The sequence below is a fragment of the Butyrivibrio sp. FCS014 genome, from assembly GCF_000526935.1.
Lineage (GTDB): Bacteria > Bacillota > Clostridia > Lachnospirales > Lachnospiraceae > Butyrivibrio.
Genome location: NZ_JAHA01000019.1, coordinates 693,747 through 716,562 on the forward strand (window position 1 = coordinate 693,747; position 22,816 = coordinate 716,562).

At 48.2% G+C, this 22,816-nt stretch carries 14 protein-coding genes; 4 read left to right on the plus strand and 10 right to left on the minus strand.

Features of this window, described 5'->3' with window-relative positions:
- Nucleotides 1-49: 49 nt before the first annotated feature.
- The 8 genes from carB to T456_RS20475 form a co-directional block, all read right to left on the minus strand.
- The gene (gene carB / locus T456_RS0115990; RefSeq protein WP_024867019.1) at nucleotides 50-3,316 is read right to left on the minus strand and encodes a carbamoyl-phosphate synthase large subunit; all 3,267 of its coding nucleotides are present in this window, start codon (nucleotides 3,314-3,316) and stop codon (nucleotides 50-52) included.
- A gap of 130 nt (nucleotides 3,317-3,446) precedes the next feature.
- Nucleotides 3,447-4,670, minus strand: a complete 1,224-nt coding sequence (locus T456_RS0115995; RefSeq protein ID WP_024867020.1) for a carbamoyl phosphate synthase small subunit — start codon at nucleotides 4,668-4,670, stop codon at nucleotides 3,447-3,449.
- 224 nt (nucleotides 4,671-4,894) lie between these two features.
- Nucleotides 4,895-8,701 (minus strand): phosphoribosylformylglycinamidine synthase, encoded by a 3,807-nt coding sequence (locus T456_RS0116000; RefSeq protein WP_024867021.1) that lies wholly within the window; start codon nucleotides 8,699-8,701, stop codon nucleotides 4,895-4,897.
- Nucleotides 8,702-8,771: 70 nt separating this feature from the next.
- Nucleotides 8,772-9,368, minus strand: a complete 597-nt coding sequence (locus tag T456_RS0116005) for a TetR/AcrR family transcriptional regulator (RefSeq protein WP_024867022.1) — start codon at nucleotides 9,366-9,368, stop codon at nucleotides 8,772-8,774.
- A 29-nt stretch (nucleotides 9,369-9,397) separates the two neighbouring features.
- Entirely contained in the window at nucleotides 9,398-9,871 is a 474-nt protein-coding gene (locus tag T456_RS0116010) for a hypothetical protein (protein ID WP_024867023.1), read from the minus strand.
- Between the two features lie 77 nt (nucleotides 9,872-9,948).
- Nucleotides 9,949-10,530 carry a zinc ribbon domain-containing protein gene (locus tag T456_RS0116015; protein WP_024867024.1) on the minus strand — a complete coding sequence of 194 codons (582 nt, stop codon included), beginning with the start codon at nucleotides 10,528-10,530 and terminating at the stop codon, nucleotides 9,949-9,951.
- A gap of 26 nt (nucleotides 10,531-10,556) precedes the next feature.
- Nucleotides 10,557-11,450 (minus strand): HAD family hydrolase, encoded by an 894-nt coding sequence (locus T456_RS20470; RefSeq protein WP_024867025.1) that lies wholly within the window; start codon nucleotides 11,448-11,450, stop codon nucleotides 10,557-10,559.
- A gap of 150 nt (nucleotides 11,451-11,600) precedes the next feature.
- Nucleotides 11,601-13,310, minus strand: coding sequence for a methyl-accepting chemotaxis protein (locus T456_RS20475; protein WP_024867026.1), 1,710 nt, complete (start codon nucleotides 13,308-13,310; stop codon nucleotides 11,601-11,603).
- A gap of 267 nt (nucleotides 13,311-13,577) precedes the next feature.
- Here T456_RS20475 and T456_RS0116030 point away from each other — a divergent pair, with 267 nt between their 5' ends.
- The 4 genes from T456_RS0116030 (at nucleotide 13,578) to T456_RS0116045 (ending at nucleotide 19,927) form a co-directional block, all read left to right on the plus strand.
- Entirely contained in the window at nucleotides 13,578-14,873 is a 1,296-nt protein-coding gene (locus tag T456_RS0116030) for an adenylosuccinate synthase (RefSeq protein WP_024867027.1), read from the plus strand.
- 60 nt (nucleotides 14,874-14,933) lie between these two features.
- Nucleotides 14,934-15,353 (plus strand): DUF6553 family protein, encoded by a 420-nt coding sequence (locus T456_RS0116035; RefSeq protein WP_024867028.1) that lies wholly within the window; start codon nucleotides 14,934-14,936, stop codon nucleotides 15,351-15,353.
- Nucleotides 15,350-18,052 (plus strand): translation factor GTPase family protein, encoded by a 2,703-nt coding sequence (locus tag T456_RS0116040; protein ID WP_024867029.1) that lies wholly within the window; start codon nucleotides 15,350-15,352, stop codon nucleotides 18,050-18,052. Before T456_RS0116035 ends, T456_RS0116040 begins: the two co-directional genes overlap by 4 nt.
- Nucleotides 18,053-18,160: 108 nt before the next feature.
- Entirely contained in the window at nucleotides 18,161-19,927 is a 1,767-nt protein-coding gene (locus T456_RS0116045; RefSeq protein WP_024867030.1) for a methyl-accepting chemotaxis protein, read from the plus strand.
- A 107-nt stretch (nucleotides 19,928-20,034) separates the two neighbouring features.
- Here T456_RS0116045 and T456_RS0116050 read toward each other — a convergent pair whose 3' ends face one another.
- Entirely contained in the window at nucleotides 20,035-20,322 is a 288-nt protein-coding gene (locus tag T456_RS0116050; protein WP_081749126.1) for a DUF1858 domain-containing protein, read from the minus strand.
- 51 nt (nucleotides 20,323-20,373) lie between these two features.
- Nucleotides 20,374-22,803, minus strand: a complete 2,430-nt coding sequence (gene leuS, locus T456_RS0116055; RefSeq protein ID WP_024867032.1) for a leucine--tRNA ligase — start codon at nucleotides 22,801-22,803, stop codon at nucleotides 20,374-20,376.
- Nucleotides 22,804-22,816: the final 13 nt, after the last annotated feature.

The following is a 22,816-nucleotide window of genomic DNA, read 5'->3' on the forward strand; positions in this document are numbered from 1 at the left end:
GCTGCATGCCGTTTTTAATTCTTATCTGATGTTCTCAAAAGAGCTGTCGTTAAATTTTCGCAATATCTATAAGTTCCAGGCCCTCTTCCGTACCTGCTGCCTCAAGGCTTGTTACCAGCGCTCTTGCAGTATCAAGCGCAGTGATGACATTTACTCCGGTCTCAATGGCTGTACGCCTGATTATGAATCCGTCACGGCTCTTGTCTCTTCCCTGGGTAGGAGTATCGATGACAAGGTCGATCTTGTGTCCCAGAATAAGGTCGATCACGGTAGGTGATTCCTGGCTGATACGATTTATCTTTCTGGCTTTTACACCGTTCTCATTCAAGGTATCCGCTGTGGATCTGGTGGCGTAAATGATGTAGCCAAGCTTCTCATAGCGGCGGGCTATCTCAATGACTTCACCCTTATCAGAGTCTTTTACCGTGATGATCATCTGCTTGTACTTGGGCAGATTGATGCCGGAACCAAGGAAGGCCTTGTAGAGAGCCTCGTTGAAGCTTCTGCTGATTCCAAGACACTCACCGGTACTCTTCATCTCAGGTCCAAGGCTGATCTCGGCGCCCCTTATCTTCTCGAAGGAGAATACGGGCATCTTGATGGCAACATAGTCTGCCTCAGGCTGAAGTCCCGGAGTATATCCCAGGTCTTTGAGCTTCTTTCCCATCATAACCTCTGCTGCCAGATCTACAATGGGGATTCCCGTAACCTTGCTGATATAGGGCACGGTTCTGGAGGATCTGGGGTTTGCCTCGATGATGTAAACCTCATCTCCAACAGCTATGAACTGAACGTTTATAAGGCCGATAACGTGAAGGGCCTTGGCAAGTCTTCTGGTGTACTCCGCAATGGTGTCCTTAACCTTCTGTGAAAGGGATTGGGCAGGATATACGGAAATGGAGTCACCGGAGTGGATTCCGGATCTTTCGATATGCTCCATGATACCCGGGATAACGATATCATCGCCGTCGCACACAGCGTCAACCTCTGTCTCGATACCCTGAAGGTACTTGTCCACAAGGATGGGATGATCCTGAGCATATCTGTTGATGATGTTCATGAACTCCTCTATCTCCTCATCGGAAAGAGCTATCTGCATGCCCTGTCCTCCAAGTACGTAGGAGGGACGAACAAGAACGGGATATCCAAGGCGGTTTGCAACTTCCTTGGCTTCCTCTGCCGTATATACCGTGGCGCCCTGGGCACGCTTTATCTGTGTCTCTTCAAGGATCCTGTCAAAGATCTCTCTGTCCTCCGCCGCATCAACATCCTGGGCGTCGGTACCGTAGATCTTAACGCCCATCTTCATAAGATCCTGAGTGAGCTTGATGGCTGTCTGACCACCGAACTGAACCACCGCTCCGTCGGGTTTCTCGAGGCGGACAATGTTCTCAACATCCTCGGGAGTCAGGGGCTCAAAGTAGAGCTTGTCGGCAATGTCAAAGTCCGTGCTGACGGTCTCGGGGTTGTTGTTGATAATGATGGTCTCAAAGCCGGCTTTCTTGAAGGCCCAGGTTGCATGAACCGAGCAGTAATCAAACTCGATACCCTGACCGATCCTGATGGGACCGGAGCCAAGAACCAGTATCTTTTTCTTTCCTTCGGAAGAATTAAGGGCTGCCTCATCCTCCGAATCAGGACCGTTGTATACCGAGTAATAGTATGGTGTCTGAGCGGCAAATTCAGCCGCGCAGGTATCAACGATCTTGAAGGTGGCATGTATGTTGTATTCATCCCTGAGGGCCTTAAGAACCTCCACAGAGAATCTTGTAAATCTGCTTAATACGGTGTCAGGGAACTCCAGACGCTTAGCTTCAAGCATGGTGTCAAAGCTGATGATCTTTCTTGCATCCTCTATGGTTCCCATCTTGCCGGCACTGTTCTTCTCGCCGATCCTAAGGAGCTTAAGCTCCATCTTTACCAGGGTGTGGAGCTTTTCTATGAACCAGTTGTCGATCATGGTGATCTCATGGATCTTATCGTGGCTGATACCTCTTGTGAGGGCCTCGGCAATTACCCATATTCTCTGGTCATCAACAACCTCAAGACGCTCTAAGAGCTCATCGTCATCCAGCTCTGAAAAGTCGTAGCTGGTAAGTGAGTCCACATGCTGCTCCAGGGACCTTATGGCCTTCATCATGGCACCCTCGAAGTTGGTGCAGATACTCATGACCTCGCCTGTAGCCTTCATCTGTGTGGTAAGGGTTCTCTTGGCTGTAATGAACTTATCAAAAGGGAGCCTTGGGAACTTTACAACGCAGTAATCAAGCGTGGGCTCAAAGCTTGCATAGGTCTTTCCTGTAATGGCATTCTTGATCTCATCCAGTGTATATCCAAGGGCGATCTTGGCTGCAACCTTGGCGATGGGATATCCCGTAGCCTTACTTGCAAGAGCCGAGGAACGGCTAACTCTGGGGTTAACCTCAATTACACAGTACTCAAAGCTGGTGGGGTGCAGCGCAAACTGAACGTTACAGCCTCCGGTGATCTTGAGTTCATCAATGATGCTGAGTGCTGCGCTTCTAAGCATCTGATATTCCTTGTCGGAAAGAGTCTGTGAGGGAGCAACTACGATGGAGTCACCTGTATGTACGCCGACAGGGTCGATGTTCTCCATGTTGCAGACGGTGATGCAGTTTCCGTTGGAATCACGCATTACCTCGTACTCTATCTCCTTCCAGCCGGAGATGCAGCGCTCTACAAGAACCTCATTTGCCCTTGAAAGTCTGAGTCCGTTCTTTAAGATCTCCTCGCACTCAAGCTGGTTGTGGGCTATTCCGCCGCCGCTTCCTCCCAGAGTGAAGGCAGGACGCAGAACCACGGGGTATCCGATCTGTCTTGCAAAAGCCACGCCGTCCTCAACGTTGTGAACAACGGTAGATGCCGCTACAGGCTGGCCAAGTTTCTCCATGGTATCCTTGAACTCCTGCCTGTCCTCAGCCTTCCTGATGGTCTCAGCTGTTGTTCCAAGAAGCTTAACGTTGTGCTTCTTCAAAAATCCCGACTCATCCAGCTCCATTCCAAGGTTGAGACCTGCCTGGCCTCCAAGGGTTGGAAGAATGGAATCCGGTTTTTCTTTTTCTATGATCTGTTCCAGGACCTTGACGGTAAGAGGCTCGATGTACACCTCGTCCGCAATGTCCTTGTCTGTCATGATGGTAGCGGGGTTGGAGTTTACGAGAACAACCTCAACTCCCTCTTCCTTAAGGGATCTGCAGGCCTGGGTTCCCGCATAGTCAAACTCAGCAGCCTGTCCGATTACAATGGGTCCTGAACCGATGACCAGAACCTTTTTCACATCTTTATTCTTAGGCATATGTATAACCTTCCTTTACTTCCTCATGCCGACTACTCGAAACCGCTTCGCTTGTTTCTCGTTGTCGCGGCGTTCGCCGTATATTCGTCAAAACATGAAATGCTGAGTGCAAGCACTCCTCATTTCATGTTTATTCCTCATGCATGTCTTCCTTTGACGCACACATCATATCTATGAACCTGTCAAACAGGTAGCTTGAATCCTGTGGTCCCGGGCATGCCTCGGGGTGGAACTGAACCGTGAAGATGTTCTTGCCCACATACTTAAGTCCCTCGTTGGTGCCGTCGTTTACATTCACAAAGGCAGGCTCAGCCACCTTCGGGTCAAGGCTGTCTGTATCTACCGCGTAGCCGTGGTTCTGGGAAGAAATATAAACTCTTCCGTTCTCCAGATCCTTTACCGGGTGATTGCCTCCTCTGTGGCCGTACTTGAGCTTATAGGTGTCAGCCCCTGTTGCCAGAGCCATCAGCTGATGTCCAAGACAAATGGCAAAGATCGGTATATCGGATTCATAGAGCTTTTTGATCTCCTTGATGATCTCAGTGCATTCCTTGGGATCTCCCGGGCCGTTGGAAAGCATGATTCCATCGGGCTCATCCGCAAGTATCTCCTCAGCAGTGGTAGTGCTTGGATAGATGGTAACATCGCATCCCCTGGCAGCCAGCGAAGAAGCAATATTCTTCTTGGCGCCAAAATCAAGAAGCGCCACCTTAAAGCCAAAGCCGTTTAGCTCCTTAACGTTGGAGGGCCTCATCTCCCTCTTGGTAAGGTCACCTCTTTTTGCAGCCTCATATTTCTCCCTGTCAAAAGAGGCAGCTCCGGAAAGCGGACCGTTGTCGGCAAGATCCGTGGTTCCCACGATCACCTGCTTCTCGGTGCAGGACACCCTGCTTACCACATCTCCTGTGGTGTAAGCCTTAAGCTTATCCCTTACATCCTCATACCTTATATTCTCGTTGGTAGTGATGTATCCGTTCATGGTGCCCTTCTCTCTGAGCAGACGCACCAGCTTTCTTGTATCTATTCCCTCAATTCCCGGAATCTCGTATTTCTCCAAAAACTCCTGAACTGTGATGTCACATCTGAAGTTTGAAGCCACCTTCGAAAGCTCTCTGACAATCACAGCATCAACCCAGATCCTCTCGGACTCCATATCCTCCAGGCATACGCCATAATTACCTATAAGTGGATAGGTCATACACACGGCCTGTCCCGCATAAGACGGATCAGTGAATACCTCTGTGTAGCCGGCCATAGAGGTGTTGAATACGATCTCACTGACCACATCCTTATCAACACCTATATGCCTGCCCTCAAAGACAGTTCCATCCTCCAAAATCAAAAACGCTTTCATATATCCTACTTCCTCCAAACTACTTTTATAACCGTACGGCGCTCTTTGTGGGAATATCCGGCTAAAATTTTGTGAACCTTGCGATTTTTTATGCTACGGAGATGAGACCTGGTTATCGTAAGTGCCTATGCACGAAACGATAACCGCTTAGGGCTCATCGGAGTGTTCAGCATAACATGAGCAAGGGCGCAAATTTTAGCCCTGATTCCCCAAAAGCGTACTCATTACAAGAAGTACTTTACGCCGCTCTCGAAGATGCGGAGATCCTGCTCGCCGAAGATGTTTACGGCTACGCCGTCGCCGCGGCGCTCTGAATGGGCCATCTTGCCAAGGCAGCGGCCATCCGGTGAAAGGATGCCCTCTACGGCGCGGTAGGAACCGTTGATGTTCCACTCATCATCCATGGTCACATTGCCCTCAAGGTCGCAGTACTGTGTAGCGATCTGGCCGTTCTTAAAGAGCTCATCAAGAACTGCCTCGGGTGCTACGAAACGTCCTTCTCCGTGGGATGCGGGATTGGTGTAAACTCCGCCCAGGGTTGCACCGGTAAGCCATGGTGAATTATTTGATACCACCTTGATATACGCCATCTTGGAGATATGACGTCCGATGGTGTTAAAGGTAAGTGTAGGTGAATTCTCATTCTGTCCTGTGATCTTGCCGTAAGGCACAAGGCCAAGCTTTATCATGGCCTGGAATCCGTTACAGATTCCAAGAGCAAGTCCGTCTCTGTTATTAAGAAGATCTTCTACCGCAGCCTTGATCTCCTCGTTCTGGAATGCTGTAGCAAAGAACTTGGCGCTGCCGTCAGGCTCATCACCTGCGGAGAAGCCGCCGGGGAACATGATGATCTGGGCATTGCCGATGGCTTTTTTGAATTCTGCCACAGACTCTGTGATGTCCTTCTCATCCCTGTTTCTGAAGATCTTTATATCAACATCCGCACCTGCTCGTCTGAAAGCCTCTGCGCTGTCATACTCGCAGTTGCTTCCGGGGAATACAGGAATGAATACCTTGGGTCTTGCAACCTTGTTCTTGCAGATATGGATGCTGTCTGCCTTATAAAGAGGTGACTCTACCTTGCTGTCGTCATCGCCGACTTTTGAAGGGAATACCTTCTCAAGGGTACCCTTCCAGCCCCAGAGAGCATCTGTAAGAGCGAAGCTCTCACCGCAGGCGCTGATCTTTGCATCCCCGGTAACCTCACCGATAAGTCTTGCTCCCTCTACGTTAAGGGCATCGGAAAGTGCAGAAGCAGGAACCTCCGCGATGATGTCTGCTATGTCGTTGGTAAACAGGTCTTTAGCCTCTATTGAATCTTCGATCTTAACTCCCAGGCAGTTACCGAAGGCCATTCTGCTGACTGCAGCTGCGATTCCGTAGCAGTCCTCTGCGTAAGCAGACACGATCTTGCCTGCAGCCATCAGCTCTTTTACCTGGCCGTAGAGAGCCTTTACTTTATCGTAATCCGGAAGGTCATACTCATCTCTTGCGATTTTGAACTGAACCAGCTTGTTGCCGGGGGTCTTAAGCTCGGGAGTAATGACATCGGAGAGCTTTGCAACGTCAACCGCGAAGGAAACCAGTGTAGGCGGAACGTTTATCTCGTTGAAGGATCCGGACATGGAGTCCTTGCCGCCGATGGAGGCGATGCCGAACTTCATCTGAGCTTCATATGCTCCAAGAAGTGCTGTGAAAGGCTGGCTCCAGCGAGTGGGATCCTCGGTCATTCTCTTGAAGTACTCCTGGAAGGTGAAGTGGAGGTTCCTGTAATCTCCGCCGCTGGCAACGATCCTTGCAACGGACTCTGTCACAGCGTAAGCTGCACCGTGATAAGGGCTCCAGCTTGAAAGGAAAGGATCAAAGCCGTAGCTCATCATTGTAACTGTATCTGTTTTGCCAGAAAGAACGGGAAGCTTGGCGATCATGGCCTGGGTCTCGGTGAGCTGGTACTTACCGCCGTAAGGCATAAGTACAGAGCCTGCGCCGATTGAGGAGTCGAACATCTCCACAAGGCCCTTCTGTGAGCAGACGTTAAGGTCTGACATCTCAGCGATCCATGCCTCTTTAAGGCTGCCCTTTGAAAGAGCCTGTGCCACCTTCTCGGAAGCAGTCTTCTCAAGATAGTTGTCGCTCTTTTCGGGGATCTCAACCTCAACTGTGGTCTCCTGGTGAGCTCCGTTGGTATCCAGGAAGGATCTCTTTATATCAACGATCTTCTTGCCTCGCCAGTTAAGAACAAGTCTGGGTTCTTCAGTGACAACCGCAACCTTTACAGCCTCAAGGTTCTCCTCTGCTGCATAAGCAAGGAACTGCTCGGTATCCTTTGGCGCTACAACAACCGCCATTCTCTCCTGAGACTCGGAGATGGCAAGCTCTGTGCCGTCAAGGCCCGCGTACTTCTTGGGAACAAGGTCGAGGTTGATATCAAGGCCGGGAGCAAGTTCGCCGATGGCAACGGAAACTCCGCCGGCACCAAAGTCGTTACACTTCTTGATAAGCTCGCTGACTTCAGGTCTTCTGAAGAGCCTCTGGAGCTTTCTCTCTGTGGGAGCATTACCCTTCTGAACCTCAGCTCCGCAGCTGGTCAAGGACTTGCTGTCATGGGCCTTGGAGGAACCTGTTGCTCCGCCGCAGCCGTCACGTCCAGTTCTTCCGCCCAGGAGAATGATGATATCTCCGGGATCTGCGCTCTCACGGATCACGTGCTCCTGAGGAGCTGCGCCCATAACAGCACCGATCTCCATTCTCTTTGCAACGTATCCGGGATGATATATCTCTTTTACATAGCCTGTGGCAAGGCCTATCTGGTTACCGTAGGATGAATACCCTGAAGCAGCGCCTCTTACCAGCTTCTTCTGGGAAAGCTTGCCCTTCATGGTGTCTGCCACGGGAACCGTGGGATCTGCTGCACCGGTAACACGCATTGCCTGGTATACATAGCCTCTTCCTGAGAGGGGATCTCTTATGGCACCGCCAAGACATGTTGCAGCGCCACCGAAAGGCTCGATCTCGGTGGGATGGTTGTGGGTCTCATTCTTGAAGAATACAAGCCAGTTCTCTGTCTCAGGGCCTTTTCCGTAATCAACTTCCACGGGAACCACAACTGTGCAGGCATTGTTCTCCTCAGACACTTCCATGTCAGTGAGGATTCCGTCTGCCTTGAGTTTCTTCATGCCCATAAGGGCTATATCCATAAGGGAGATAAACTTCTCCTTCTTCTTGTCATCGGTCTTATAGAGAGAGTCTCTTGCTGCAAGGTAATCCTTGTAGGCACCCTCGATGGGTGCTCTGTAGAAGCCGTCACCAAACTTAACGTCTGTAAGCTCGGTTCCGAAGGTGGTGTGACGGCAGTGGTCAGACCAGTAGGTATCCAGCACCCTGATCTCTGTCATGGTGGGATCTCTGTGCTCGTCTGATGCAAAGTACTGCTGTATCCACTTGAAATCATTGAAGGTCATGGCAAGACCCAAAGACTCGTAGAGGTCTTTAAGGCTCTTTTCATCCATATCTTTGAAGCCGTCAAATACCGCAACATCCTCGGGCTCGTCGTAGTGAGCCACCAGTGTTTCGGGCTTCTCATCGGATGCGATCCTTGAATCCACCGGGTTCATGGTGTAGTTCTTGATCTTCTCCACTTCCTCGTCGGATACATTTCCGATGAGCATATATGTAACCGCTGTTCTGATAACAGGCGCTTCATCTCCCCTGATGAATCTTACGCACTGCTCTGCGGAATCGGCCCTCTGGTCGAACTGTCCGGGAAGAGCCTCGATACTGAATACCTTTGCATCCTTTGGCACATCAATTGTCTCCCTGTAAAGGATATCCACAGGGGGCTCTGAAAATACGGTGGTGCAGGCTTTTTCAAAAACCTCATCGGACACATTCTCAACATCATATCTGATGAAGATCCTTACGTCCTCCACGCTTTTGATCCCAAGATAACCTGAGATCTCTCCCAAAAGCTCTTTTGCCTTTCCCGCAAAGGGTTTCTTTTTTTCAACATAGACTCTCTTTACTGCGCTCATATTATCTCCTCTTTTAGACCTTTATTTTGAAAAAAGTGCTTAGGTAAAACTTAAGCACTTTTTCTTGTCATTAATTATTTAATTCATCGGGCACTAATCCCTCTAATACATACATAAGCTCTCTGTCGATGGCTTCCTCTGTAACGCCGATGGTCTTGGAGGCTATCTTAAGCCCTTCCACCACGTACATCAGATTGCGGGCACATCCCACAGGGTTCTCGCAATAAAATTCTCCGCTTTCAACGCCGTTCTCTATAAGTTTCTCAACGATTCGTACCGCTGTATCAAACTGATTCTTAAGGGGGTTATCCTTGCCCTGGCTCTTATGAAGCGAGAAATATTCATAAGTGGCAACAGTGAGATTATTCTTCTTGCGAAGGATCTCCTTTTTCTGTTCCTTGAGGAAAAGAGCTAACATATCACCGGCAGTTGCATCTCCGGAAAGAGCTGCAACAACGGCTTCCTCATCATCTTCATCTATCTCGTCTTCAAGAACTGCAAGGAAAACATCTTCCGTGCTGGAAAAATAGAGATAAAGACCCCCGCGGCTGATGTCGCAGGCATCAACAATATCCTTCATGGTAACATCCTTGAAGCCCTTGTCTGCAAATACGGATCTGGCTTTATCAAGAATGTACTTTCTCTTCTGAACGGATTTCTCTCCCATTTATCCTCCCGATAAAATCAACAGTTGTATTAAACGGACTCTTGTCCCCAGAACTTCACCAGCTCATCCATCTTCCTGACCACATTGTAGAGGACTCCGTTGCGAACGCCCTCGGCCCAAACAGTTCCCTTGGTCATACCGGACAAGATGTACTTGGAAAGGATTCCCGCAAGATCATCCATGTTGGAGATCTGTGCGTTCTGAATGAAAGAAAGCTCATCTTTGGCAGTATTTAAGCGGTTCCTGGAATAAACATAGACATAATTTCTGTCCAGCAGATTGGTGTTCTGCGCTGCCTTTACAAATGCCAGCAGATTGGAGTCATAAACAGGGAACGGCATGGATTTGAGTTCACTGTTGGAATAACTCTGAGCCACATCATTGGATGCATTGTCCTTAAGCCAGTTCAGGTATGGAACAAGCTTGGAAAGCTCAGGACGATATCTTGAAACTATATCCTCAACGCTGTTCTCGTTGACATTGTTGTCATTTTCAATACTCATGAAAACCCGCTCCTTATCTGGCTTTCGGCCATTTGCAAATATTATAGCAAGTCCCAAATAAAAAGTACAGATGAAAATTATCTATCGAAAGGCATGTCCTCATCTTTGATGATGAACATCATGATACCGGCTATCATGTTGCAGAAAAGAAGTGAACAAACCTTAAATCCTGTTCCCATTGCCTCATCCCGGTTGATCTTCTTGAAGGCATGAATTGTCATGGGAATCTTCCAGATAAGCGGAATGCAAAGCAAATTAATGCTGAGTACGCATCCGATGACCATGAATACCTTGATTGCTGTAGCAAGGCCTTCCTCTCTTCTGTAGGTTGCCCCCGGATTGTCATGGAAGCTGTAATACTGAACTGCTGCGTTAGCGGTATCGTAAGCAGGTGCTGTGGTGTAGGCGCTTGGATCAAAGCCCTTTACCATATTCTGAGTCTCAGGCTGAACCTGCGCATTAAACTGCATCTCGGAAGCGTTCTGCATCTGAGGCGCTGACTGGTACTGGCCCTGCATCTGAGGTGCTGACTGGTACTGTAACCCGCCTGAAAATGCTCCCTGTGAAAAAGAATCTGCGGATGCAACAGATGTTCCGCAATAAGAGCAGAAGGCTGCGTTATCAGGCAGTTCTGTTCCGCAATTTGGACAAATCTTCATAACTAAACTCTCCTCCGTAAAACTCCTTAATATTTAACCCCAAGGTTGTGAAGTTCTTCAACAACCTGATCATAGCTTGTGTATACAATACCCTTCCAGCCAAGTTTTCTGGCTGCTTCGATGTTAACAGGAGTATCATCGATAAATACTGTCTTGTCTGCTTCAAGACCATAGCGCTCCATAAGAAGCCTGTATATCGCTTCATCAGGCTTGACCAGCTTCTCTCTGTAACTCAGGATTCCGCCGTCAACTTCATCCAGGAATTTCATGGCATCCCTGCAGCCGTTTAAAGCGCGTTCACTGAAGTTTGAAAGCACCAGGACCTGATACCCTGCGGCCTTCAGCGCCTTTATCCAGGGAATAGCCGTTTCTCTGCCTATTACAATTCCGTGAAGATCATCAAATACCTTCGGAAACACCTCGGCAATCCCGGGATCATTGGCTGCAAATCTCTCCATGAGCTCCTCATGGGTAAGAATGCCTCTGTCAATCTCTGTCCAGTCCTTGCTCTCCACTGATGCAGCAGATATTCTGTCAACCATGGCATCGTCGTAGCCCTGATTCCTGATAAAGTCCTTATACACAAAATCCGTCAGAACATTTCCTATATCAAATACGACCGTATTGATATCTCCATCCGGAATCACATTACCGTACTTGTCATGCCTTTTGTTGCTGGTCATGGGATCCAAGGAAGCCACGGTATGTCTTCCCGTAAGGGCACCGATGGACCAGATCAGAAGCCACAGCACGATAGGCACCGCAATGGTAGCCGCAACACATCCTATAAATACATTGTAAGTATCGGGAGAACCTGTAAGTGCTTCAAAAAGCAGCACCAGATACATACCAACTAAAACCACTATTCCAACCCATGCAAGAACTCTCTTCCACACAGGTGTCTTCTCTTTATTATCCATATCTCTTTCCTTATAAAAATACCTGTCAAAAAATTATCAGCAAATATAATACCCTAAAACCCTAAAATGCGCAAGAAAAAGCCCCCCACGTCGGAACATGCCAAACGCAAAGGGCTTATCATGCAAGTTTAGAACTTATTCGATAAAAAATCAACCATTTATAGTGAATTGTCCGATAAGGTTGTTCAAACTCTCGGACTGCTCGGAGAGTTCCTGGGATACTGCACTGGATTCTTCGGCGGTTGCGGAGTTGTTCTGAACAACGGTGGAGATCATCTCGATTCCCTTGTCGATCTCATCCATGCTCTGGGCCTGCTGTTCTGCCAGGTCGCCGGTGGCGATGATCATATCCGTGATCTCTTCTACGCTGTGCTGCATTGCGTCGAGAGCTTCGGTGGTCTCTGCCACTACGGAGTTACCGTTGCTGATCTCATCCATTGTATCTGCAATGAGCTGGTGAGTGTTCTTGGCAGCTTCACTGGATTGGTCTGCAAGTTTCCCGATCTGATCGGCAACAACCGCAAAGCCTTTTCCGGTCTCACCTGCTCTTGCCGCCTCTATGGAAGCATTGAGGGCAAGGAGCGATGTCTGCTTGGCGATGGCTTCGATGGAATTGGTAACCTGCTCGATCTCGGCGGAGGCCTCTGTGATCCTTGTCATGGCATCTGTTACGAGATGCATCTTGCGGGCACTGGTCTCTGCGTTGTCACGAACTGAAGTTGCCATTGCTTTGCTTCTCTCGGCAACTTCAGCCAGCTGCTTGGTCTGCTCCGTGACGGAGTTTACGGAAGCTGTCAGCTCTTCCACTGCAGCAGCCTGATCCGTAGCACCCTCTGCCAGGTTTGAAGCACCCTGGGACATATTGCTGGCTCCCTGGGAAACCTGTGAGGAGGAATTTCTGACCTCCATAAGTGTGCTGGAGAGGTTCTCGGAAATATCACTCAAGGCATTTTTAATTGCCTGATAATCTCCTATATAAAGCTTCTCGTTCCTGGAGCCCGTGGAGAAGTCTCCTGCGGACATTCTCTTTAAGGTCTCATCTATATCCTTTACGATATTGGCGATAGATTCGGTGGATGTAGCTATATCTTTTCCCAGCTTACCCAGCTCGTCCTCTGAATCTGTCTCGATTTCCACATCCAGTTTGCCCTTTGCCATGTCATCGGCAGCCTTGGAAATGGCTTCGATAGGGCCGAGGATGCTGTTTGTAAGGGCGCCTCTAGCCTTCTTGGAGTAAACAATTGCGTAGATAACAATAACTCCGGCTATTATGGTCATTATGGAAACCGTTACGATGGAGAGGATAAATGCTCTGTGGGCCTGCTCACCGGCATCTATGCCTATCTGTTTGAAGTCTTTAACAACTACCTTGATGGCCTCGTTGACATTGGCCACATAATACTGATACTGCTCGTCGTGGGAAGCACCGGAAGCATATAGCGAATCCATTCCCGCAGCAGAACTCTGAATATCCTTAATATGCTGATAAGCAGCGGAAAGATCGCCCTTGTAGACCTTTCCCAGGGAATCCAGGCCGTCATTGAGTTCCTGGATTTTCTCTTCGGCACCTGCCATCTGCTCCGATCTATCCCCGGCGTCCTCGCAGTTTAAAGCCCACAGATAGTATTTGGCAAGGGCCTGGATCGTGATCCTTATCTCGCCCTGCTGGGTATTCTGCTCGAAATACCTTCTATAGATACTGTGTAGATTTCCCACCGCCACAAGGTCGATAAGAATAACAACCACGAAGATAACGATCAGGTTAAGGCGAAAACGGTTAAATACTTTTTTAAATTTCTCGGATACCGACAGCCTCTTAAAGGTTTCGCCTGCGAATTCATTGTTTCCTGTTTTGGCCATAATAACCTCCCGGGATAAGGACAACAAACAACTTGTACATTTAATTGTAAACGATTTTTAGTGCAAAAAATCATAAAATTATATAAATTAGTATAAAATTTCAGAAAATTTACCCAGTTCAGATTTTTCCCCGCTTTGCGTGTCATTTCGGGCATTTGATTTTGACACAAAAAAAGTTTTACTTATGCCCGATTCTGCGATATATTACTATAGGTGGCAAATGGTTTGTCACCGAATAATTGTTCACTGCAATATGAGGAGGAATATATGGTAAAGGCTGTTGTAGGCGCTAACTGGGGTGACGAGGGAAAAGGTAAGATCACCGACACACTTGCGGATCAGGCTGATGTGGTAATCCGTTTTCAGGGCGGAGCCAATGCAGGACACACTATTGTAAACGATTATGGCAAGTTCGCACTTCACACTATGCCATCGGGAGTTTTCCATCAGAATATTATGAACATCATCGGAAACGGTGTTGCGTTCGATATAACCAAATTCATGAACGAGCTTAAGGAGATTGAGGAAAAGGGAGTTCCCGCACCTCAGATCATGATCTCCGACAGGGTTCAGGTAATGATGCCCTATCACGTTCTGTTCGATACCCTTGAGGAGGCAAGACTTGCAGGCAAGTCCTTCGGTTCCACCAAGTCAGGTATCGCACCTTTCTATTCAGACAAGTTTGCCAAGATCGGCTGGCAGATCAACGAGTTCTTCCAGGATGACGAGGTCATCAAGGAGAAGATTGCCCGCATAGCTGAGATCAAGGATGTGATCCTAGTTAATCTCTACCATGCAGACCCAATTGATCAGGAAGCTCTTTTCAATCAGATCGTTGACTGGAGAGAACAGGTTAAAGACTATATTGGCAACGTTTCACTTTATCTTGAGGAGGCCATCAAGGAAGGCAAGACCATTCTTCTTGAGGGTCAGCTCGGAACCATGAAGGATCCCGACCACGGTATCTATCCCATGGTTACATCTTCCTCACCTCTGGCAGCTTACGGAGCCATCGGTGCAGGAATCCCGCCTTACGAGATCAAGCAGATCGTTACCGTATCAAAGGCTTATTCTTCAGCAGTAGGCGCAGGTGCTTTTGTTTCGGAACTCTTCGGAGATGAAGCTGAGGAACTCAGACGCCGCGGCGGAGACGGCGGTGAGTACGGCGCAACAACCGGAAGACCCAGACGTGTCGGCTGGTATGACTGCGTAGCCAGCAAGTACGGCTGCAGACTCCAGGGAACAACAGATGTAGCCTTCACCGTTCTTGACGTTCTGGGCTATCTTGATGAAATCCCGGTTTGCGTAGGCTATGACATTGACGGACAGGTTACTACAGAGTTCCCCGTAACCCACCTTCTTGATAAGGCTAAGCCCGTATATAAGACTCTTCCCGGATGGAAATGCGAGATCCGTGGCATCAAGAACTACGAAGATCTTCCCGAGAACTGCAGAAACTACATTGAGTTCATCGAAGAGCAGATTGGATATCCCATTACAATGGTCAGCAACGGCCCTGCAAGAACCGATATCATCTACAGAAAGAGCAAGCTCAGTAAATAAGGTTTTATAAGCGGAGGTCCAAAAGGCTTCCGCTTTTTTGTTTTTACGAAAGGAAACGCTATGACAAACCCAAATAATCCGGAAGAAAAATACGCCCATCTTATAAAGGCATTTTTAAATATGATGGTCACAGGACAGGTGAGCGTCAACTTCCTCAATGCCGGTAAGCTCAAAAGAGAAATGGCATCTTCCATCGCAGCCTTCAAAGACGAGGATCTGGACGGCTTTGCACAGTTCTTTGTGGACTCCAGCCTCCACTCTTCCGCTTACCGCACCACCTTTTTCGGAACCGTCCCCATGAGCGACGGCGGCGCTGCCACCAAGCTTGCGGAGGATATCGATGAGATCACCGGAAAGATAGCCGGAAGATTCGGACTTGCCGATGAAGCCCGTCCTCTTCGCACAGCTCTTTTTAAAGCCTACCTTAATGAGGTAAAGGACGGATACAGACTTCTTGAGGAGTTAAACATCACACCATGAAAAAGCACCTTACCCTGGGCATCCTTGCCCACGTTGATGCCGGAAAGACCACCCTCTCCGAGGGCCTTCTCTACCTTTCCGGAGCCATAAGAAATATAGGAAGGGTCGACCACAAGGACACCTTCCTTGATACCTATGAACTTGAAAGAGCCCGCGGGATAACCATTTTTTCCAAGCAGGCTCTCTTTGAATACGAAGATTCTTCCTTCACTCTTCTTGACACTCCGGGCCATGCGGATTTCTCCCCGGAGATGGAGCGCACACTTCAGGTCCTTGATATGGCGGTTCTGCTTATCAGTGCCCCCGACGGCGTCACCAGCCAGGTAAAGCTCCTCTGGAAGCTCCTTGATCACTACCGGGTTCCTGTGATGATCTTCGTCAACAAAATGGACCAGGTTGAGGATTCACCTGAGCACACCAAAGAAGCTATTCTCGCCTCTTTAAAAGAGAATCTCTCCTCCCACGTAGTTTCTTTTGACAAGGAGTTTGATGATAGCGACTTTCAGGAAGAACTGGCGGTATGCAACGACGAGCTCTTAGAGGGCTATCTCGAGGGAAAAGAGATATCTAAAGAAACCGCAAGAATGCTGATAAAAGAAAGGGAATGCTTCCCGTGTCTTTTCGGCTCCGCCCTTAAGATGGAGGGTGTAAAAGAGCTCCTTGATACCATATCCGAGTATTCCGAGGGCTACCGTGCCGATGAAAATGAAGGTTTTGGCGGCAGAGTGTTTAAGATAAGCCGCGACGCAAGCGGCACCAGACTTACCCATCTTAAGATAACTTCAGGCTCTCTTAAGATCAGAGATATTGTGCAGGATGAAAAGATTGACCAGATAAGGCTCTACTCCGGTGACAAATTCACTCCCGTGCAGGAAGCTACAGCAGGCATGATCTGCGCTGTTACGGGGCTTTCCGGCACAAGAGCCGGTGAAGGCCTCGGAGTCCTTAAGGGAAGCAGTGTCAGCGAAGTCCTCCAGCCCATACTCTCTTCAACCCTGATACTTCCGGAGGAAGCGGATATCACCGTTGTCTTCAGGCAGCTTCAGCTTCTTCAGGAAGAGGAACCCATGCTCCTGGTTTCCAAAAATGAAGCCACAGGCGAGCTGGAAGTCCAGGTTATGGGGGAAGTACAGAAAGAGATACTGAAACACCTGATAAAGAGCCGCTTTGACCTGGATGTCAAATTCGGCCCGGGCCGCATTGTATATAAGGAAACAATCGCTTCCCCCGCCGAGGGTGTCGGACACTACGAGCCCCTTCGTCACTACGCGGAGGTTCACCTTCTCTTAGAGCCCGCGGAGCCGGGAAGCGGCATTACTGTAGAAACTTCCTGCAGCACCGATGAGCTTGCCCTCAACTGGCAGAGGCTCATCATGACTCATGTCATGGAAAAGAAACATCTCGGAGTCCTCACGGGTTCTGAGATAACAGATATAAAGATCACTCTCCTTACAGGAAGAGCCCACGAGAAACACACAGAGGGCGGAGATTTCAGACAGGCCACCTATCGCGCCATCAGGCAGGGCCTTATGATGGCCGACAGTGTTCTTTTGGAGCCAATGTATGACCTCAGGATAGAAGCCCCTCAGGAGTTTGTGGGAAGGGCTCTTACAGACCTTCAGCGGATGAACGGCAAAGTGGACCCTCCTGAAATTGAAGGCAATAAATCTGTGATCACCGGATCCGTGCCCGCAGCCTGCCTTGGAGACTACGCAGTGGAACTGTCCGGCTATACCCACGGCGAGGGAAAGCTTTTCGTGACTTTAAGCGGCTATGCCCCCTGTCACAACAGCGAGGAGATCATCGAGAGCATCGGCTACGATCCCACTCTTGATGTGGCCAATTCCCCGGATTCCGTCTTCTGTTCCCACGGCGCAGGAACCGTGATTCCCTGGAATCAGGTCAGAGAACACATGCATGTGGATTCCGGATGGGATGCCAAGACCGGCACCATCGTTACCGATCTTACCGACAACATCGATATGGAGGCCCTCAGGGAGCTGCAAAACAGACTTAAACGCAAGAAAGAACCTGAGCGCTCCTTTGCAGATGTGGAGAGAGATCTTCGCATGACTGAGAATGAACTTAAGGACATCTTCGAGCGCACCTACGGGACCATAAAGCCCAGATATGTAGCAAGCTCTGAGACCTTTGACAGCTCTTTTGCCGAGGAAAAGGAGGCCCGAAGGGACCTTGCAGTTGAAGAACAAAAGCGGGCAAAGTACGAGAACACCAGAACTGTGGCCGACACCGATGCCATGAAGGAGTATCTGCTTGTGGACGGCTACAATGTTATCTATGCGTCAAAAGAGCTCTCAGATCTGGCCGCAAGAGATCTTAAGGCCGCCAGGGACTCTCTCATTGATACCCTGTGCAATTTCCAGGGATTCAGAAAAGAGACCGTTATCCTTGTATTTGATGCATACAGAGTTCCCGGGGGAAAAGAGCATCTGGATAACATTAACGGATTATCGGTTATATATACCAGGGAAGCAGAAACCGCCGATCAGTATATTGAGAAGGCCGCCCATGAAATGTCCAAAAAGTACAAAGTAACCGTTGCCACCTCCGATGCCATAGAGCAGGTGATCGTCCTTAGCAGCGGTGCCTTAAGACTCTCCGCAAGAGATCTGTGGGATGAGATCAGGCGTACGGATGAACTGATACGCGAGAAAATTAGCCGGAATAAGCTAAAATAATTGTCAGTCTATTCATAAAATATTCATTAAATTTCGACAACATTTAAACTATTTCCAAAAAAAGACGATAAAATTATAGTGTAGATTCGCTTTTAAGGAGGTAGTCAAATGAAGCAAAAAAACAATGGTTTTAAAGTCCCGTTGGGTCTTCTTCTCATCGGCGTTTCAGGAGTGCTGGTTCTTGCTCTTATCATTAGCATACTCATAAACAGCAGCAAAATGAAACAGATAGAGAAAAACAACTCTGAGCTTTATTATGACATGCTGTACACTATCAGTTCCACTCTGATCAATGCAGACAGGGATCTTTATCAGGCTCAGTCGGCCGCCCTCCATATAAACGCATATTCACAGTATATGCCCCAGGAACAGATACAGCAGCAGATCAAAGATTACAATGAGAACTGCCAGCAGGCTTACGACAGAGTTGTTCAGGCCGCCGCTCTGGCTCAGACCGACCCCGATCTGTATACGGAGCACACAACTTCTGACGGAAGAACTTTCTCACAGGTTTATCCTTCTTTCGATGCACAGTACAAAAAGTGGAAATCTCTTTATAATGTAGAGACCAACGAAGGCGACATTGAGACCTTCGATATGGAATTTGCCACAACCAGAGACTACATCAGTGACATGACTGATATCGTTGAAGACTGGGCAAATCATGAGAAAGTCGAAAATGAGGCTGCTACCAGCAGAGGTATTGTAGTAAACATAATCATCTTTATGATTGTTGCCGTTATTCTTCTTATCGCCACCATCTTTATCATCATGGCTATCACCAGGACCCTCAAGAAGATGGGCGCAGATGTTAAAAGAATTTCGGAAGGTGACTTTGTTACCAAGATCACTACAGACAGCTTTATTGTAGAGTTCAATGCAATCCTTCAGGGCCTTGAATCTATGAGACATGAGCTTCGTAATGCCCTTGTAAAGGTCATCGACCACGCCGATACCGTTAACACAAAGGCCGAGCTTGCAAAAGACAGCATCACAAGTTCCCAGAAGACAACAACCGATATCAGCTCCGCTGTTAACGACCTTGCAACAGGCGCAACAGCAATGGCTGAAGATGTACAGAGCACCTCTTCCATCACGGTTAGCATGGGATCTTCCGTAGATAACGTTCTTGATTCAGCCAATTCCAATCTGGAAAGAGGACGTCAGGTTTACGAGGAATCCACTAAAGTTAAGGATCAGCTTGAACAGATCAAAGAACAGGATCAGAAGAACGACGAGATGGCTACTCAGGTTGCAGACTCCGTAAATGAGACAGCAAACGTAGTTGCTCAGATCACAACAGCAGCCGAGTCCATCATCTCCATTGCAAGCCAGACAAACCTCCTTGCTCTCAACGCTTCCATCGAGGCTGCAAGAGCAGGTGAAGCAGGTAAGGGATTTGCGGTAGTTGCCGACAATATCAAGGATCTGGCAGGTGACACCAACAGTCTTGCTGGCGAGATCACCAACATGCTTTCAACCATCACAGATTACTCCAATAAGAATAAAGAACTTACTGAGGCAATCAAGGGCGCCATCACCAATGAGACCACTGCTCTTGAGGAGATGAGCGAATCCTTCGATCAGATGCTTCAGCTCCTTAAGGAAACCGAGGAAGGCAACAAGCAGATTGTAGAACTGGTAGAGACCATGAACTCCGACAAGGAGAACATCCTGAATTCCGTAGAGTCCCTGTCCAGTATCTCGGAAGAGAACGCAGCTTCCACTCAGGAAACAAGTGCTTCTCTCATGCAGCTTGATACCAACATGGAATCTGTTGTTGAGCAGGCTCAGGATCTTCAGAAGATTGCCGAAGAGCTCACAGCTAACGTTAAGTACTTCAAGGTTGAGCTTCCTTCAGACGGACAACAGTAATTTACTAAGACTCCTCTTTTAATGAATACCAAAAGACCCCGGTCAGCTTTATCAGAAAGTTGACCGGGGTCTTAAGTTTTGCCTTTGTTTAAATCTCTGAGTTCCTATCAGGCATTGTGCTCCATAAGGTAATCATTCAGAGCATCGGTGATCTCTTCACCGTCGATACCATGAACCGCACATGCCTCAGCCAGTGACTCCATCTGGGATGCGGGGCAATGGATACAACCCATTCCGCACTCCATAAGGAACTGTGCTGCAAGGGGGTGCTTGGTAATGATATCTCCAACCAGCATGCTGGGATCTATAAGCGCTTTTGCTTCTTCAGCCATGTTACTATCCTCTCTTTCCTTATCACTTCCAAAGAATAAATCTTTTAATCCTTCTAAGCTCATAGTTTGAACCTCATAAATAGATTGTGCAAAATCATTCTATACCTCTTTTAATTATTTTGCAACTATGTTCACAATCCTTCCGGGAACATAGATCTCTTTTACAATGGTCTTACCCTCAAGCTTGTCAGCGATAAGTTCCTTACCCTTGGCAATAACTTCTTCCTTGGGATCTTCCTTGCCGATATTGAGTGTTGCCTTAACCTTACCGTTGATCTGAACAGCGATCTCAATGGTATCCTCTACGCACTTTGCTTCATCGTATGAAGGCCATGACTCAAAAGCAATTGTGTCATTGTGTCCAAGGAGCTGCCAGATTTCCTCGCCTACGTGAGGGCAGATGCAGGAGAACATCTTGATAAAGTTCTCAGCATACTCTCTGGGGCAGGTTCCCTCTTTATAAACAGCATTTACGAAGATCATCATCTGAGCGATGGCTGTGTTGAAGCCAAGTGCCTCGAAATCAGATGTAACCTTCTTGACTGTCTGATGATAAACTTTCTCAAGAGCAGCGTTGTCACCATCTGTGATGTTTGCGGGCTCTGTGAAGAATGTATATACGCGGTTGATGAACTTCCTTGCACCTGTAACAGCTGCTGCATTCCAGGGCTTTGATACTTCCAAAGGTCCCATGAACATCTCATAGAGACGAAGTGTATCTGCACCGTACTCTTTGACGATATCGCTGGGGTTAACTACGAATTCAGGGAAACGCTTACCCATCTTGATACCGTTCTCGCCAAGGATCATACCCTGGTGAACAAGCTTCTTGAAGGGCTCCTTAACAGGTGAAAGACCCTGGTTGTAAAGGAAGCGGTTCCAGATCCTTGAATAGATAAGGTGACCTACAGCATGCTCAGGTCCGCCGATGTAAAGGTCAACAGGCATCCAGTGCTTTAAAAGCTCCTGATTTGCAAATTCCTTGTCATTGTCAGGATCGATATATCTAAGGAAGTACCAGGATGAGCCTGCACTTCCGGGCATTGTTGAAGTCTCTCTTGTGCCCTTAAGTCCGTTCTTGTCATAAGCCTTCCACTCTGTTGCGTTCTCAAGAGGTGCCTTGCCGCCGTGACCCTTGTAGTCCTCAAGCTCGGGAAGAATTACAGGGAGCTCTGAATCATCAAGGAATACGATACTTCCGTCTTCCTTGTATACGCAGGGAACGGGCTCGCCCCAGTAACGCTGTCTTGCAAAGATCCACTCACGGAAGTGATAGTTGACCTTCTCTCTTGCAACGCCCATATCTACAAGCTTCTTAGTGATGGCTTTCTTGGCCTCTTCTACTGTAAGGCCTGTAAACTCCTCAGAATTCTCAAGGATGCATCCCTTTCCAAGGTAGTCCTGCTTCTCAAAAGCATGTCCGGTAATATCCACTGTTCCCTCGGCATTGTTGATAACCTGGATAAGAGGAAGCTTATGAACCTCCGCATACTCAAAGTCTCTCTGATCATGAGCAGGTACAGCCATTACCGCGCCGGTACCGTAGCTTGCAAGAACGAAGTCGCCGATAAACAGAGGCACTTCCTTGCCGTTTACAGGGTTGATAGCATAGATTCCCTTAAGAGGGCATCCTGACTTGGTCTTGTTAAGATCTGTACGATCAAGATCATTCTTCTTGCTGGTCTCATCTATATATGCCTGAACCTCTTCAGGATTCTCTACTCTGTCCATAAGGCCCTTAACGATTTCTCCGTCGGGGGCAAGTACCATGAAGGTGATACCGTAGATGGTCTCGATACAGGTTGTGAAGATTGAGAAATCTCCGCCGCCTACAATCTTGAAATCAACCTCTACACCTGTTGACTTACCGATCCAGTTGCGCTGGATCTCCTTGGTGGACTCAGGCCAATCGATCTCATTGAGGCCGTCAAGAAGCTCCTCAGCAAAGGCCTGCTGGTCGATAACCCACTGCTTCATCATCTTCTTTACAACAGGGTATCCGCCACGCTCTGACTTTCCGTCGATGACCTCATCGTTGGAAAGAACGGTTCCAAGCTCCTCACACCAGTTAACAGGCATATCGATATGCTTGGCATAGCCTGCCTCGTAGAGTTTCTTGAATATCCACTGTGTCCACTTGTAGAACTTGGGATCACTTGTTGCGATCATCTTGGACCAGTCATAGTCAAAGCCAAGCTCACGAAGCTGTCCTGAGAATGTCTCTATATTTTTTTCTGTAAATCCTGCAGGATGATTGCCTGTTGTTACAGCATACTGCTCTGCAGGAAGGCCAAAAGAGTCATAGCCCATCGGATGCAGTACGTTATATCCCTGCATACGCTTCATACGGGACATAATGTCTGTAGCAGTATATCCTTCAGGATGTCCTGCGTGAAGGCCTACTCCTGAGGGGTAAGGGAACATATCCAGTGCATAATACTTGGGCTTGGAAAAATCCCATACATCTGTCTTAAATGTCTCATGGGCTGCCCAGTACTCCTGCCACTTTTTCTCAACTGCGTGATGGTTATAAATCTCTGCCATATAACTTTTCCTT